Source organism: Streptomyces sp. NPDC085596, from assembly GCF_044541565.1.
In the GTDB taxonomy this organism is placed as follows: Bacteria; Actinomycetota; Actinomycetes; order Streptomycetales; family Streptomycetaceae; genus Streptomyces.
This window is the reverse complement of record NZ_JBITTC010000001.1, coordinates 937,761-952,876: the sequence shown is the minus strand read 5'-3', so window position 1 is coordinate 952,876 and position 15,116 is coordinate 937,761. Positions and strand designations below refer to the sequence as shown.

General features: G+C 71.2%; 11 protein-coding genes. 7 read left to right on the top strand and 4 right to left on the bottom strand.

Going from position 1 to position 15,116, the window contains the following annotated elements; genetic code table 11:
* The first annotated feature begins 168 nt into the window (after positions 1–168).
* On the top strand, positions 169–2,457 hold the full coding sequence (locus ACIGA3_RS04350) for an ATP-dependent RecD-like DNA helicase (protein ID WP_399710376.1): 2,289 nt from the start codon (positions 169–171) through the stop codon (positions 2,455–2,457).
* A 177-nt stretch (positions 2,458–2,634) separates the two neighbouring features.
* On the top strand, positions 2,635–3,936 hold the full coding sequence (locus ACIGA3_RS04345; RefSeq protein ID WP_399710374.1) for a citrate synthase: 1,302 nt from the start codon (positions 2,635–2,637) through the stop codon (positions 3,934–3,936).
* Positions 3,937–4,531: 595 nt separating this feature from the next.
* Here the strand turns inward: ACIGA3_RS04345 and ACIGA3_RS04340 are convergent.
* The 4 genes from ACIGA3_RS04340 to ACIGA3_RS04325 all read right to left on the bottom strand — a co-directional run bounded on the left by ACIGA3_RS04340 (position 4,532) and on the right by ACIGA3_RS04325 (position 8,806).
* On the bottom strand, positions 4,532–6,787 hold the full coding sequence (locus ACIGA3_RS04340; protein ID WP_399710372.1) for a heavy metal translocating P-type ATPase: 2,256 nt from the start codon (positions 6,785–6,787) through the stop codon (positions 4,532–4,534).
* Positions 6,788–6,911: 124 nt separating this feature from the next.
* Positions 6,912–7,151, bottom strand: coding sequence for a heavy-metal-associated domain-containing protein (locus ACIGA3_RS04335; protein WP_399710370.1), 240 nt, complete (start codon positions 7,149–7,151; stop codon positions 6,912–6,914).
* Positions 7,152–7,394: 243 nt separating this feature from the next.
* Complete coding sequence (locus ACIGA3_RS04330) at positions 7,395–7,595, bottom strand: helix-turn-helix transcriptional regulator (RefSeq protein ID WP_399710368.1); 201 nt, start codon at positions 7,593–7,595, stop codon at positions 7,395–7,397.
* Between the two features lie 296 nt (positions 7,596–7,891).
* The gene (locus ACIGA3_RS04325) at positions 7,892–8,806 is read right to left on the bottom strand and encodes a sugar phosphate isomerase/epimerase family protein (RefSeq protein WP_399710366.1); all 915 of its coding nucleotides are present in this window, start codon (positions 8,804–8,806) and stop codon (positions 7,892–7,894) included.
* A 126-nt stretch (positions 8,807–8,932) separates the two neighbouring features.
* Between ACIGA3_RS04325 and iolC the strand changes: the two genes are divergently transcribed.
* Genes iolC through mmsA form a run of 5 tightly spaced genes read left to right on the top strand, consistent with a single transcriptional unit; the run spans position 8,933 to position 14,993 of the window.
* Positions 8,933–9,883, top strand: a complete 951-nt coding sequence (iolC, locus tag ACIGA3_RS04320; RefSeq protein WP_399710364.1) for a 5-dehydro-2-deoxygluconokinase — start codon at positions 8,933–8,935, stop codon at positions 9,881–9,883.
* On the top strand, positions 9,880–10,779 hold the full coding sequence (locus ACIGA3_RS04315; protein ID WP_399710362.1) for a deoxyribose-phosphate aldolase: 900 nt from the start codon (positions 9,880–9,882) through the stop codon (positions 10,777–10,779). The genes iolC and ACIGA3_RS04315 overlap by 4 nt, the downstream gene beginning before the upstream one ends.
* Positions 10,780–10,787: 8 nt before the next feature.
* Complete coding sequence (iolB, locus tag ACIGA3_RS04310) at positions 10,788–11,600, top strand: 5-deoxy-glucuronate isomerase (RefSeq protein WP_399710360.1); 813 nt, start codon at positions 10,788–10,790, stop codon at positions 11,598–11,600.
* Positions 11,597–13,474: a 3D-(3,5/4)-trihydroxycyclohexane-1,2-dione acylhydrolase (decyclizing) gene (iolD, locus tag ACIGA3_RS04305; RefSeq protein ID WP_399710358.1), complete on the top strand. Its 1,878-nt coding sequence runs from the start codon at positions 11,597–11,599 to the stop codon at positions 13,472–13,474. The genes iolB and iolD overlap by 4 nt, the downstream gene beginning before the upstream one ends.
* A gap of 16 nt (positions 13,475–13,490) precedes the next feature.
* Entirely contained in the window at positions 13,491–14,993 is a 1,503-nt protein-coding gene (mmsA, locus tag ACIGA3_RS04300; protein ID WP_399710355.1) for a CoA-acylating methylmalonate-semialdehyde dehydrogenase, read from the top strand.
* The last annotated feature ends 123 nt before the right edge of the window (positions 14,994–15,116 follow it).

Here is a 15,116-nt window from a genome sequence, read left to right as displayed (position 1 = left end):
ATCGTTTACAACGACGTGTTCCGGAGGATTGGAATCGATTACACGGGCCCCGGACAACCCCCTCAGGGGTGGCTGAAATCAGATTGTGATGAACCCCGCTCAGATGAGCGTGACCGTCCGGGGGTTCCGCCCGCCCCCGCTGTCGGCCCCCGCCGGTACCGTCGTCCCATGGCTCAACAGGCGGGGAACCCCACGGGCGAACGGCACTTGGCCGAGTTGGAAGGCGTGCTGGAGCGCATCACCTATGCCGACGAGGAGACCGGGTACACCGTCGCCCGCCTCGACACCGGCAGAGGCGGCGGCGACCTGCTCACCGTGGTCGGCGCGCTGCTCGGCGCCCAGGTGGGGGAGTCGCTGCGGATGGAGGGCCGCTGGGGCTCGCACCCGCAGTACGGCAAGCAGTTCACCTGCGAGAACTACACGACCGTCCTCCCCGCCACCGTCCAGGGCATCCGCCGCTATCTGGGCTCCGGACTGGTCAAGGGCATCGGGCCGGTCTTCGCCGACCGGATCACCCGGCACTTCGGCCTGGACACCCTGCGCATCATCGAGGAGGAACCCAAGCGCCTCATCGAGGTCCCCGGCCTCGGCCCCAAGCGCACGGCACGCATCACCGACGCCTGGGAGGAGCAGAAGGCGATCAAAGAGGTGATGCTCTTCCTCCAGACCGTCGAGGTCTCCACCTCCATCGCCGTGCGCATCTACAAGAAGTACGGCGACGCCTCCATCTCGGTCGTCAAGAACCAGCCGTACCGGCTCGCCTCCGACGTCTGGGGCATCGGCTTCCTCACCGCCGACAAGATCGCCCAGTCGGTCGGCATCCCGCACGACAGCCCCGAACGCGTCAAGGCCGGCCTGCAGTACGCCCTCTCCCAGTCCACCGACCAGGGCCACTGCTACCTCCCCGAGGAACGCCTCATCGCGGACGCGGTCAAGCTCCTCCAGGTCGACACCGGCCTGGTCATCGAGTGCCTGGCCGAACTCGCGGCACCCGGCGAGGAGGGCGAGGAGCCCGGTGTCGTACGGGAGAAGGTCCCCGGACCGGACGGCGGGGAGCCCGTCACCGCCGTCTATCTCGTCCCCTTCCACCGCGCCGAACTCTCCCTCGCCGCCCAGCTGTCGCGCCTCCTGCGCACCGGCGAGGACCGGATGCCCGCCTTCCGGGACGTGAACTGGGACAAGGCGCTCGGCTGGCTGAGGGGCCGTACCGGCACCGACCTCGCGCCCGAGCAGGAGGCGGCCGTCCGGCTCGCGCTCACCGAGAAGGTCGCCGTCCTCACCGGCGGCCCCGGCTGCGGCAAGTCCTTCACCGTCCGCTCGATCGTCGAACTCGCCCGCGCCCGGCGGGCCAGGGTGCTGCTCGCCGCACCCACCGGGCGGGCCGCCAAGCGGCTGGCCGAGCTGACCGGCGCCGAGGCGTCCACCGTGCACCGGCTGCTGGAGCTGAAGCCCGGCGGGGACGCCGCCTACGACCGCGACCGCCCGCTGGACGCCGACCTCGTGGTGGTGGACGAGGCGTCCATGCTGGACCTCCTCCTCGCCAACAAGCTGGTCAAGGCCGTACCGCCCGGCGCCCATCTGCTCTTCGTCGGCGATGTGGACCAGCTGCCCAGCGTCGGCGCCGGGGAGGTGCTGCGCGATCTGCTGGCCGAGGGCGGCCCGGTGCCCGCCGTCCGGCTCACCCGCGTCTTCCGCCAGGCCCAGCGGTCCGGCGTGGTCACCAACGCGCACCGGATCAACGCGGGCCAACACCCGCTCACCGAGGGGCTGGACGACTTCTTCCTCTTCGTGGAGGACGACACCGAGGAGGCCGGCCGGCTCACCGTGGACGTGGCCGCCCGCCGCATCCCGGCCCGCTTCGGCCTCGACCCCCGCCGGGACGTGCAGGTCCTCGCCCCCATGCACCGGGGCCCGGCGGGCGCCGGAGCCCTCAACGGCCTGCTCCAGCAGGCCGTCACCCCCGGCCGCCCCGACGTGCCGGAGAAGCGGTTCGGCGGCCGGGTCTTCCGGGTCGGCGACAAGGTCACCCAGGTCCGCAACAACTACGAGAAGGGCGAGAACGGCGTCTTCAACGGCACCGTGGGCGTGGTGACCTCACTCGATCCGGTCGAGCAGCGGCTGACGGTGCTGACGGACGAGGACGAGGAGGTGGGGTACGAATTCGACGAACTGGACGAACTGGCCCACGCCTACGCCGTGACCATTCACCGCTCCCAGGGAAGTGAATACCCGGCCGTGGTGATCCCAGTCACCACCGGAGCCTGGATGATGCTCCAGCGGAACCTGCTGTACACGGCGGTCACCCGCGCCAAGAGGCTTGTGGTGCTGGTGGGTTCGCGCAAGGCGATCGGGCAGGCCGTGCGCACGGTGTCGGCCGGACGGCGGTGCACGGCGCTCGACTTCAGGCTCGCCGGTTCCGGACGCGTCCGCGAAAATGATCGATCAAATGAGTCGTGAAGGTCACAGAGCACTTCCGGATGCCCCGCCCAGGGGGCAGGATGAGCAGGTTGACGGCACTGAGTGCCGCCAGTGGGCCAAGTGGCGACCCCGAGTGCACTCTCCTGAGCCAAATGGGGGATGGTAGAGACAGTCAGGGCACCTCGAAGATGAGGCACTAAGTCGGTGAGGGAAGACGTGAGCGAGCACACCAAGAACGACGCGGTAGTACTGAGGGTCGGCGACGGCGAGTACACCTATCCAGTGGTCGAGAGCACCGTCGGTGACAAGGGCTTCGACATCGGCAAGCTCCGCGCCCAGACCGGTCTGGTGACCCTGGACAGCGGCTACGGCAACACGGCCGCGTACAAATCCGCCGTCACCTACCTCGACGGCGAGGCGGGCATCCTCCGCTACCGCGGCTACCCGATCGAGCAGCTGGCCGAGCGCTCCACCTTCCTGGAGGTGGCGTACCTGCTGATCAACGGTGAGCTGCCGACCGTCGACGAGCTGGCCACGTTCAAGAACGACATCACGCGGCACACCCTGCTGCACGAGGACGTCAAGAACTTCTACCGGGGCTTCCCGCGCGACGCCCACCCGATGGCCATGCTGTCCTCGGTGGTCTCGGCGCTGTCCACCTTCTACCAGGACAGCCACAACCCGTTCGACGAGAAGCAGCGCGACCTCTCCACGATCCGGCTGCTCGCCAAGCTTCCGACGATCGCGGCGTACGCGTACAAGAAGTCGATCGGTCACCCGTTCGTCTACCCGCGCAACGACCTCGGCTACGTCGAGAACTTCCTGCGCATGACGTTCTCGGTGCCGGCGCAGGAGTACGACCTCGACCCGGTCGTGGTCTCCGCGCTCGAGAAGCTGCTGATCCTGCACGCGGACCACGAGCAGAACTGCTCGACCTCCACGGTCCGCCTGGTCGGCTCCTCGCAGGCCAACATGTTCGCCTCGATCTCCGCCGGCATCAACGCGCTGTGGGGCCCGCTGCACGGCGGCGCCAACCAGTCGGTGCTGGAGATGCTGGAGGGCATCCAGGCCAACGGCGGCGACGTCGACTCCTTCATCCGCAAGGTGAAGAACAAGGAGGACGGCGTCCGCCTGATGGGCTTCGGCCACCGGGTGTACAAGAGCTTCGACCCGCGCGCCAAGATCATCAAGGCCGCCGCGCACGACGTCCTCTCCGCCCTCGGCAAGGACGACGCGCTGCTTGACATCGCGCTCAAGCTGGAGGAGCACGCGCTCTCCGACGACTACTTCGTCTCGCGCAACCTCTACCCCAACGTCGACTTCTACACCGGTCTGATCTACCGGGCCATGGGCTTCCCGACCGAGATGTTCACGGTCCTGTTCGCCCTCGGCCGGCTGCCGGGCTGGATCGCCCAGTGGACCGAGATGATCAAGGAGCCGGGTTCCCGCATCGGCCGCCCGCGCCAGATCTACACGGGTGTCGTCGAGCGCGACTTCGTGCCGGTCGAGCAGCGCTGAGCCGTACCGGCTGAAGCCCCGGCCTGGTCCGGGGCTTGAGGTACAACCAGAAAGCGGAAGGCGCCCTGGCGTCGGTCCCCCCACGGGCCGACGTCCAGGGCGCCTTCCCATGCCCCGGTGCGGATTCCCCCCACGGGATCCGGGCCGGGCGCTCGGAGAGACAGCGCCTGAATTCGCTGTCCGAGCAGGACGGGCGAACCCGCCGTGCTCCAGTGACGTAAAACGCTTGCGGTCTGCCGGGACAGCGCACGCTGGGAGGGCCGCTCAAAGCTTCCCGGTGTACGTGCCCCGGCAACGCATCTCTGAGGCGGTCCCCCAAGACAACCCCAGATGCCAGCCGGCGCCCCCCAAGACGCTGGACTGACACCGCCAACTTAGACCTTCGAACCCCTTCGATGGTTACGTTCGCGTCACTGTGATCTGCGTCTCTTGCATACGTCCCATAGGTGCGCAAGAGCCCCGATACGGCGATCGGGACCCAAGCGTAAGGAAGATGCGCGAGCCTTGTGAAGAGCTTATGTGAGGTGCGCGCCGGACTCCAGGGGGACTCTTACTTCTCCTCGGGTACTTATGCCCTGCGACTTCCTGGCCGGCCTCAGCGGAACCGGCGCAGCCGCAGGCTGTTGGTGACCACGAACACCGAGGAGAACGCCATCGCCGCGCCCGCGATCATCGGGTTCAGCAGGCCCGCCGCGGCCAGCGGCAGCGCGGCGATGTTGTAGCCGAAGGCCCACACCAGGTTGCCCTTGATGGTGGCGAGGGTGCGCCGGGAGAGCCGGATGGCGTCGGCGGCCACCCGCAGATCGCCGCGGACCAGGGTGAGGTCCCCGGCCTCGATGGCCGCGTCGGTGCCGGTGCCCATGGCGAGGCCCAGGTCGGCGGTGGCGAGCGCGGCGGCGTCGTTCACCCCGTCCCCGACCATGGCGACGGTCCGGCCCTCGCCCCGCAGCCGCCGGACCACGTCCACCTTGTCCTCGGGCAGCACCTCGGCGATGACCTCGTCGATGCCGACCTCGCGCGCGACCGCCTCGGCGACCGTGCGGTTGTCCCCGGTGAGCAGCACCGGCGTGAGACCCAGCGCGCGCAGTTCCCGTACCGCCTCGGCGCTGGTCTCCTTCACCGCGTCCGCGACGGCGAGCACCGCGCGCGGCTGCCCGTCCCAGCCCGCCACGACGGCCGTACGGCCCTCCTGTTCGGCCCGGGAGCGGGCGGTGGCCAGTTCCTCGGGCAGGGTGTCGTAGAGCCGTCCGGCGGCCACCTCGTGGCCGTCCACGCGGCCGCGTACGCCACGGCCGGGGACGTTCTCGAAGTGCGCGGCCGGGGGCAGCGTGCCGACCCGTTCCTCGGCGCCGGCCGCGATGGCGCGGGCCACGGGGTGCTCGGAGGCGTGCTCCAGGGCGCCGACGAGGCGCAGCACCTCCTTCTCGTCCTCGCCGGGGGCGGTGTACACCTCCTGGAGGGTCATCCGGCCGGTGGTGACGGTGCCGGTCTTGTCGAGGACGACGGTGTCGACGCGGCGGGTCGACTCCAGCACCTCGGGACCCTTGATGAGGATGCCGAGCTGCGCGCCCCGGCCGGTGCCGACCATCAGCGCGGTCGGGGTGGCGAGGCCCAGGGCACAGGGGCAGGCGATGATCAGTACCGCGACGGCGGCGGTGAACGCGGCGACCGTGTCCCCGGTGACGCCGAGCCAGACGCCGAAGGTGCCGAGCGCGATGAGGATGACGACGGGCACGAACACGGCGGAGATCCGGTCGGCCAGGCGCTGCACCTCGGCCTTGCCGTTCTGCGCGTCCTCCACCATCCGGGCCATCCGGGCCAGCTGGGTGTCGCCGCCGACCCGGGTCGCCTCGACCAGCAGCCGCCCGCCCGCGTTGACGGTGGCGCCGGTGACCCGGTCGCCGGGGGAGACGTCGACGGGTACGGACTCGCCGGTCAGCATGGAGGCGTCGACGGCGGAGACGCCCTCGATCACCGTGCCGTCGGTGGCGATCTTCTCGCCGGGCCGCACCACGAACCGGTCGCCCACGGCGAGCGAGCCCACCGGCACCCGTGTCTCGCGCCCGTTCCGCAGTACGGTCACGTCCTTCGCGCCCAGCTCCATCAGCGCCCGCAGCGCGGCACCGGCACGGCGCTTGGAGCGGGCCTCCAGATAGCGGCCGAGCAGGATCAGCGCGACGACCCCGGCGGCGACCTCCAGATAGATGACGGAGGTGCCCTCGGTGCGGGAGACGGTGAACGAGAAGGCGTGCCGCATGCCGGGCATGCCCGCGTGACCGAAGAACAGGGCCCACAGCGACCAGCCGAACGCGGCCAGCGTGCCGACCGAGACCAGGGTGTCCATGGTGGCCGCGCCGTGCCGCAGGTTGGTCCAGGCGGCCCGGTGGAAGGGCAGGCCGCCCCAGACGACGACGGGCGCGGCGAGGGTCAGCGAGAGCCACTGCCAGTTGTCGAACTGGAGCGCCGGGACCATGGCCATCAGGATGACGGGCGCGGCGAGCAGGGCGGAGACGAGCAGCCGCTGCCGGAGCGCGGACAGCTCGGGGTCGCGCTCGGCCGGCCCGTCGGACCCGGCGGCCGGTTCGGGCTCCGGGGGCGGGGGCTCCTCGGCTGTGTACCCGGTCTTCTCGACGACCGCGATCAGGTCCGCGACGCGGACGCCGTCGCCGAAGCTGACCTTCGCCTTCTCCGTCGCGTAGTTCACTGTGGCGCTCACGCCGTCCATGCGGTTGAGCTTCTTCTCCACCCGTGCGGCGCAGGATGCGCAGGTCATGCCGCCGATGAGCAGCTCGACCCGGTTGCCGGCCTCCGCGGGGGCCGTGCGCCCTGTCTCTGCGGTGGTGCTGGTCATGCCCGGACTCCAGACATCGGACCGGACCTTACGGAATCCAGTATGAGCTGGTCGGTACGGCCCGGTCGGGGAAGGGTTTCGCGGTCCGCGCGCGGGGCGCGCGGACGGTCGCAAGCGGTGGTGCTCAGACCCGGCCGGTCAGCTCGAAGCCCGCCTCGTCGACGGCGGCGCGCACGGCCTCCTCGTCGAGCGGGGCCGCCGAGACGACGGTGACCTCGCCGGTGGAGGCGACGGCCTTCACCGAGCTGACGCCGGCGATCTGGGAGATCTCGCCGGAGACGGAGCCCTCGCAGTGGCCACAGCTCATGCCGCTCACCTGGTAGACGGCGGTGACGGAGCCGGGGGTGTCGGTCTGGGCGCTCATGTCGTTCTCCTCGTCAAGCACGCGGTCGGGGGCAGGTGATGGCACCTGATACCCATGGGGTCCTCGGGGAACCCCCACTCTTCGAACACTATACCCCTAGGGGGTATTCCCCAAGGGGGTGCCGAGTCAGGGGTGAATTCTCCAGCACCCTATGTATACGCCCGCTTTGTCGCAGTGCGACGAACGCCCGCACACCGTCCCCGGGGGAGGTGTGCGGGCGTTCGTGGGTCGGGATGGCGGGCGTCAGTCGTCTCTGCGGCCCCGGTTGCCGGGCCGGGAGGCGACCCAGGCGCGCACGGTGTCGGCGTACCAGTAGGGCTTGCCGCTCTCCACGAGGTCGGGCGGTGGCAGCAGGCCGTGTTTCCGGTAGGACCGTACGGTGTCCGGCTGCACCCGGATGTGTGCCGCGATCTCCTTGTAGGACCAGAGCCTGCGGTCGGTCATGCGTCGCACCTCCTGCGCGCGCCGCGGGGGCGGCCGGGGAACGGCCGTCGGGGGAGCCGGGCGCTGTGCTGGTGATCACCAAGCCTGTGCCCGGTCAACGACGCAGAGTGACCACGAGCAAGCGGCTGTGTGCCGGGTGTGACCGAGAACCCGCGTACGCGCGACATATGTGACAGGAGGGGCGCGTTCGTGACACAACCACAGCAGAAGAAGCCGGCGCGCGCCGGGCGTGGCAGGTTGACGCGTCCGGGCTGGTCGTCGCGCACGCCCGCGCGCGGTGCGTTTCAGCGGTGCGTTTATACGCCGCACGACCTCAGGAACGCGCGGGTGCGGCGGGCGATCGGCAGGGGGCGGTCCGGCTCGCAGGGGTACATGTCCTGCTCCACGATGGCGAAGAGGTCGGTGTCCAGCTTCGCCGCCGCTTCCAGGACCGGTCCCAGGGCGGGTACCCCGGCGGGCGGTTCGCACATCACGCCCCGCGCGACCGCCGGGCCGAACGGGGTGCCGTCCGCGCGGACCTGAGCCAGGATCTCCGGGTCGACCTGCTTCAGGTGGAGGTAGCCGATCCGCTCGCCGTAGGTCTCGATCAGTCCGACGCTGTCGCCGCCGCAGTATGCGTAGTGGCCGGTGTCCAGACAGAGGGAGACCAGGGCGGGGTCGGTGGCGTCGAGAAAGCGGGTGACGTTGGCCTCGGTGTCGATGTGGGTGTCGGCGTGCGGGTGGACGACGATCGTCAGGCCGTACCGCTCGCGCACCTCATGGCCCAGCCGCTCGGTCTGCGCGGTCAGGTCGCGCCACTGGGCCGGGGTCAGCTCGGACGGCTCCAGCACCTCGCCGGTCTTGTCGTCCCGCCAGAAGGACGGGATCACGACGAGATGGCGGGCGCCCGTCGCCCGGGTCAGCGCGGCGATGGCGGAGACGTGCTCCCAGGTCCTCTCCCATACCGCGGGGCCGTGGTGCAGCCCGGTGAAGACGGTCCCGGCCGACACCTTCAGGCCACGCCGGGCGGTCTCCTCGGCGAGTACCTCGGGGTCGGTGGGCAGATACCCGTAGGGGCCCAGCTCGATCCACTCGTAGCCCGACTCGGCCACCTCGTCGAGGAAGCGCCACCAGGGGACCTGCCGCGGGTCGTCCGGGAACCAGACACCCCAGGAATCGGGCGCCGACCCGATACGGACGCGGGACAGTGGGGAGGACGGCATCGACGTCATGGCCGCCAGCGTGCGGGCCGTCCGAAGAGGGTGTCAATAGCTGGTCCGAATGTCTGGACAAAACGTTGACAGGGCTCACCGGACCGGACTAGAAAGCCGGGGGAGAGTCCTGACGAAGGGGAGTCGATGGCGTACGACCTGATCACCATGGGACGCATCGGGGTGGACCTCTACCCCCTCCAGACCGGCGTCCCGCTCGCCCAGGTGTCCTCCTTCGGCAAGTTCCTCGGCGGCTCCGCCACCAATGTCGCCGTCGCCGCCGCCCGGCTCGGCCTCCGTACCGCCGTCATCACCCGTACCGGTGACGATCCGTTCGGCACGTACCTCCACGAGGCCCTGCGCGGCTTCGGCGTCGACGACCGCTGGGTCACCCCGGTCCCCGGACTGCCCACCCCGGTCACCTTCTGCGAGGTCTTCCCGCCGGACGACTTCCCGCTGTACTTCTACCGGCTGCCCAAGGCCCCCGACCTGGAGATCCACCCCGGCGAACTCGACCTCGACGCGATCCGCGCGGCCCGCGTCTTCTGGGTCACCGGCACCGGCCTGAGCGAGGAGCCCAGCCGCACCGCGACCCTCGACGCCCTCGCCCATCGCGCGAGGTCCGGCACCACCGTCTTCGACCTCGACTGGCGCCCCATGTTCTGGGGTGACCCCGACGCGGCCCGTCCCTTCTACGCCGAGGCCCTGCGCCATGCCACCGTCGCCGTCGGCAACCTGGACGAGGTGGAGATCGCCACCGGCACCCGCGAACCGCACGCAGCCGCCCGCGCGCTGCTGGCCGCCGGAGCCGAACTCGCCGTCGTGAAACAGGGACCCAAGGGCGTGCTGGCCGTCCACCGCGACGGCGAGAGCGCCGAGGTGCCGCCGCTGCCCGTCACCGTCCTCAACGGCCTCGGCGCGGGGGACGCGTTCGGGGGCTCGCTGTGCCACGGTCTGCTTCAGGGCTGGGACCTGGAGACGGTCATGCGGCACGCCAACGCGGCCGGGGCCATCGTGGCCTCCCGCCTGGAGTGCTCGTCGGCGATGCCGACCCCGGACGAGGTGTCGGCCGCGCTGTCCGCCGGAGCGGTGCGATGAGCAGCGCCCAGGTCGACGTGGCCGCGCTGGTCCATCTGCGCACCCGGCACCCCGAGGCGATCGCCGAGGCCGCCGCCCGGCGCGTACGACGCCCGCTGCTCGGGCCGAGCGAGCGGCTGCTGATCGTCGCCGCCGACCATCCGGCACGAGGGGCGCTCGGCGCGGGCGGCCGTCCCTTCGCCATGGCCAACCGCGCCGGCCTGCTGGACCGGCTGTGCCTGGCGCTCTCCCGGCCCGGCGTCGACGGGGTGCTGGCCACCGCCGACATCCTCGACGACCTGCTGCTGCTCGGCGCCCTGGACGGCAAGGTCGTCCTCGGCTCCATGAACCGGGGCGGTCTCCAGGGTGCCCGCTTCGAACTGGACGACCGCTTCACCGGACACCGCCCCGAGGACATCCGGCGCCGCCGCTTCGACGCGGGCAAGCTGCTGCTGCGCATCGACCACACCGACCCCGGCTCCCTGACCACCCTGGAGGCCGCCGCCCGCGCCGTCGACGCCATGGCGGAACGCCGACTCCCCTTGTTCGTCGAGCCGTTCCTCAGCCGACGCGGCCCGGACGGGCGGCTGCGCAACGATCTGTCCGCCGAGGCCGTCACCACCTCCCTCGCCATCGCCTCCGGACTCGGCGGCACCTCCGCCTACACCTGGCTGAAGGTCCCCGTCACCGAGAACCCGGACGACATGGCCGAGGTCATGGCGACCACCACCCTGCCCGCCGTCCTGCTCGGCGGCGAGGCGGGCGGCTCCCCCCAGGAGCAGGCCGCCGCCTACGAGAAATGGCGCGGCGCGCTCCAACTACCCACCGTGCGTGGCCTGGTGGTCGGCCGCACACTGCTGTACCCGGCGGACGGCGATGTGGCCGCCGCCGTGGACACCGCCGCAGGACTGCTGTGAGGGCCCGTATGACCAGCACCCGACTCCACCTCCCGCACGGCGAAGCCGGAAGCGGCCCGTACGCGCTCGACATCGGGCCGGGCCAGGAGGGCTGGACACACACCCGCCTGCGCGTCGTGGCGCTGGAACCGGGCGGCACCCATACCTTCGACACCGGTGACGCCGAGTGGATCGTGCTCCCCCTCCAGGGTGCATGTACCGTACAAATTAACGAGAACGAGTTTCAGATCCGGGGCCGGGAAAACGTGTTCGCGGCAGTCTCCGACTTCGCGTACGCCCCCCGTGACAGCCGGGTCCAGATCGCCTCCGGCGCGGGAGGCCGCTTCGCCCTGGCAGGAGCGAAGTGCGAGCGACAACTCCCCGCCCGCTACGGCCCCGCGCCGGAGGTCCCCGTCGAAGAGCGCGGCAGCGGCACCTGCGCCCGCCAGGTGCGCAACTTCGCCGCCGCCGACGCCTTCGACTGCGACCGGCTCATCGCCGTGGAGGTCATCACCCCCGGCGGCAACTGGTCGTCGTACCCGCCGCACAAGCACGACGAGCACCGGCCCGGCGAGGAGTCCGAGCTGGAGGAGATCTACTACTTCGAGATCGAGGGCGGCGGCCTCGGCTACCAGCGGGTCTTCCCGTCCCGCGCGGGCGGCGCCGACCTGCTCGCCGAGGTCCGCACGGGTGACGCGGTGCTCGTACCCGACGGCTGGCACGGCCCGTCGATCGCCCAGCCCGGCCACGCCATGTACTACCTGAACGTGATGGCCGGACCCGGCGCCGGCCGCGAGTGGCGGATCAGCTTCCACCCGGACCACACAGGGGGTTACCGGTGACCACCAGGCTCACGGTCGCGCAGGCGCTCGTCCGCTTCCTCGCCGCCCAGTACACCGAACGCGACGGCGTACGGCAGCGGCTCATCGGCGCCACCTGGGGAGTCTTCGGCCACGGCAACGTCGCGGGCATCGGCCAAGCCCTCGTCGAATACCGGGAGTTGATGCCGTACCACCAGGGCCGCAACGAGCAGGCGATGGTGCACGCGGCCGTCGGGTACGCCCGTCAGTCGGGCCGCCTCTCCACCCACGCGGTGACCACCTCCATCGGCCCCGGCGCCACCAACCTCGTCACCGGCGCCGCCCTCGCCACCATCAACCACCTGCCCGTCCTGCTGCTCCCCGGCGACGTCTTCGCCACCCGCCCCGCCGACCCCGTCCTCCAGCAGCTCGAACTCCCTTACGCGGGCGATGTGTCGGTCAACGACACCCTGCGCCCGGTCTCCCGGTACTTCGACCGGATCACCCGCCCCGAGGCCCTGATCCCGAGCGCTCTCGCGGCCATGCGGGTGCTCACCGACCCGGTGGGCACCGGCGCCGTCACCCTCGCCCTCCCACAGGACGTGCAGGCGGAGGCGTACGACTGGCCGGAGGAGTTCTTCACCGACCGGGTGTGGACCGTCCGCCGACCGGGCGCGGACCCCACCGAACTCGCGGAAGCGGTACGGGCGATCAGGGCGGCCCGGCGTCCCCTCGTCGTCGCGGGCGGCGGGGTCCACCACAGCCGTGCCGAGGACGCGCTGGCGGAGTTCGCCGCCGCCGCCGGCATCCCGGTCGCCTCCACCCAGGCCGGCAAGGGCTCGCTGCCGTACGACCACCCGCAGGACGTGGGCGGCATCGGCCATACCGGCACCCACACCGCCGGCGAACTGGCCCGCACCGCGGACCTGGTGATCGGCGTCGGCACCCGGTACACCGACTTCACCACCGCCTCCGGCACCCTCTTCGAGGACCCCGGGGTGCGCTTCCTCAACCTCAACATCGCGCCCTTCGACGGCCACAAGATGTCCGGCCTCCCGCTGGTGGCCGACGCCCGCAGCGGCCTGGTCGAGCTGACCGAGGCGCTGGGGATGCATAAGCACGGGGTGCCGGCCGCCTACGTGGCCGAGTACACCGACGGCAAGGCCCGCTGGGAGGCCCGTGTCGACGCCTGCTTCGCCGCCGAGGACCCGGACGCGGTGCCGACCCAGCCGCAGGTGATCGGCGCGCTGGACGCCCTGGTGGACGAGAGCGACATCATCGTGGGCGCCGCCGGCTCCCTCCCCGGCGACCTGCACAAACTCTGGCGGACCCGCGCCCGCGACCAGTACCACCTGGAGTACGGCTACTCCTGCATGGGCTACGAGATCCCCGCCGCCCTCGGCGTGAAGCTCGCCGCGCCCGGGCGGAACGTCTGGGCGCTGGTCGGCGACGGCACCTATCTGATGATGCCGACCGAGATCGTCACCGCCGTCCAGGAGGGCGTGGCGGTCAAGATGGTGCTGATCCAGAACCATGGGTACGCGTCCATCGGCGGCCTGTCCGAGTCGGTCGGCGCCGAGCGCTTCGGCACCGCCTACCGGCACACCGCCGAGGACGGCACCTTCACCGGGCCGCCGCTCCCGGTCGACCTCGCCGCCAACGCGGCCAGCCTCGGCATGCGGGTGCTGCGCGCCCGGACCGTGGCCGAGCTGCGGACGGCCCTCGCCGAGGCACGCGCCGCCGACACTCCCACTTGTGTCTACGTGGAGACCGAAACGTCCGACAGTGTGTCGGGCGCGCCTCCCGCCGCGGCCTGGTGGGATGTTCCTGTGGCCGAGACCGCGACCAGGCCGTCCACGGTCAAGGCACGCGAGCTGTACGAACGGCACCTGCCGGCCCGCCGCCGCCATCTGTGACAAGGAGCCCGAGGACATGACGAAGATCGTCAACCACTGGATCGGCGGCAAGACCGCCGAGGGCGCGTCGGGCGCGTACGGGCCGGTCACCGACCCGGCGACCGGCGAGGTCACCACCAAGGTCGCCTTCGCCTCCGTCGAGGAGGTGGACGCGGCGGTCGCCGCGGCCAAGGACGCCTTCGCCACGTGGGGACAGTCGTCGCTGGCCCAGCGCACCTCGATCCTGTTCAGGTTCCGCGCGCTGCTGGACGAGCACCGCGACGAGATCGCCGCGCTGATCACCGCCGAGCACGGCAAGGTGCACTCCGACGCGCTCGGCGAGGTCGCGCGCGGCCTGGAGATCGTGGACCTGGCCTGCGGGATCAGCGTCCAGCTCAAGGGCGAGCTGTCCACCCAGGTCGCCACCAACGTCGACGTGGCCGCGATCCGGCAGCCGCTCGGGGTGGTAGCGGGCATCACGCCGTTCAACTTCCCGGCGATGGTGCCGATGTGGATGTTCCCGCTGGCCATCGCGTGCGGCAACACCTTCGTGCTCAAGCCGTCCGAGAAGGACCCGTCGGCCGCTCTCAGGCTCGCCGAGCTGCTGGCCGAGGCCGGGCTGCCGGACGGTGTGTTCAACATCGTGCACGGCGACAAGGTGGCCGTCGACCGGCTGCTGGAGCACCCGGACGTGAAGGCGGTGTCCTTCGTCGGCTCCACCCCGATCGCCCGCTACATCCACACCACCGCCTCCGCCAACGGCAAGCGTGTGCAGGCCCTCGGCGGCGCCAAGAACCACATGCTGGTCCTGCCGGACGCCGACCTGGACGCGGCGGCGGACGCGGCGGTGAGCGCCGCCTACGGCTCGGCGGGCGAGCGCTGCATGGCCATCTCGGCGGTCGTCGCCGTGGGTGCCATCGGCGACGAGCTGGTGCAGAAGATCCGGGAGCGGGCCGAGAAGATCAAGATCGGCCCCGGCACCGACCCCACCGCCGAGATGGGCCCGCTGATCACCGCGGCCCACCGCGACAAGGTGGCGTCGTACGTCTCCGGCGCCGCCGACGAGGGCGCCGAGGTGGTGCTCGACGGCACCGGATACACCGTGGACGGCCACGAGAACGGCCACTGGATCGGCATCTCCCTGCTCGACAAGGTGCCGACCAGCGCGAAGGCGTACCAGGACGAGATCTTCGGCCCGGTGCTGTCCGTGCTGCGCGTCGACACCTACGAGGACGGCGTCGCCCTCATCAACGCCTCCCCCTACGGCAACGGCACCGCGATCTTCACCCGCGACGGCGGCGCCGCCCGCCGCTTCCAGCTGGAGATCGAGGCGGGCATGGTCGGCGTCAACGTCCCCATCCCGGTCCCGGTCGGCTACCACTCCTTCGGCGGCTGGAAGGACTCCCTCTTCGGCGACCACCACATCTACGGCAACGACGGCACGCACTTCTACACCCGGGGCAAGGTCGTCACCACCCGCTGGCCCGACCCGGCCGACGCCCCCGCGGGCGTCGACCTGGGCTTCCCGCGCAACCACTGAGCCGCGCGGACATCCGGGCCCCGGGACAGCATCCGCTGTCCCGGGGCCCGGTTTTTTTCGGCCGGCGCCTGCGGTTCCCGTACGGGCGACAAGGGCGGAAGCGCCTGCGAGATGGTGCTGTTC

Coding starts and splice junctions, on each gene's coding strand:
- ACIGA3_RS04325 (WP_399710366.1), bottom strand. CDS start 8,806: ATGACGTCGATGCCGTCCTCCCCACTGTCCCGCGTCCGTATCGGGTCG.
- ACIGA3_RS04340 (WP_399710372.1), bottom strand. CDS start 6,787: ATGACCAGCACCACCGCAGAGACAGGGCGCACGGCCCCCGCGGAGGCC.
- ACIGA3_RS04335 (WP_399710370.1), bottom strand. CDS start 7,151: ATGAGCGCCCAGACCGACACCCCCGGCTCCGTCACCGCCGTCTACCAG.
- iolC (WP_399710364.1), top strand. CDS start 8,933: ATGGCGTACGACCTGATCACCATGGGACGCATCGGGGTGGACCTCTAC.
- ACIGA3_RS04330 (WP_399710368.1), bottom strand. CDS start 7,595: ATGACCGACCGCAGGCTCTGGTCCTACAAGGAGATCGCGGCACACATC.
- ACIGA3_RS04315 (WP_399710362.1), top strand. CDS start 9,880: ATGAGCAGCGCCCAGGTCGACGTGGCCGCGCTGGTCCATCTGCGCACC.
- ACIGA3_RS04350 (WP_399710376.1), top strand. CDS start 169: ATGGCTCAACAGGCGGGGAACCCCACGGGCGAACGGCACTTGGCCGAG.
- mmsA (WP_399710355.1), top strand. CDS start 13,491: ATGACGAAGATCGTCAACCACTGGATCGGCGGCAAGACCGCCGAGGGC.
- iolB (WP_399710360.1), top strand. CDS start 10,788: ATGACCAGCACCCGACTCCACCTCCCGCACGGCGAAGCCGGAAGCGGC.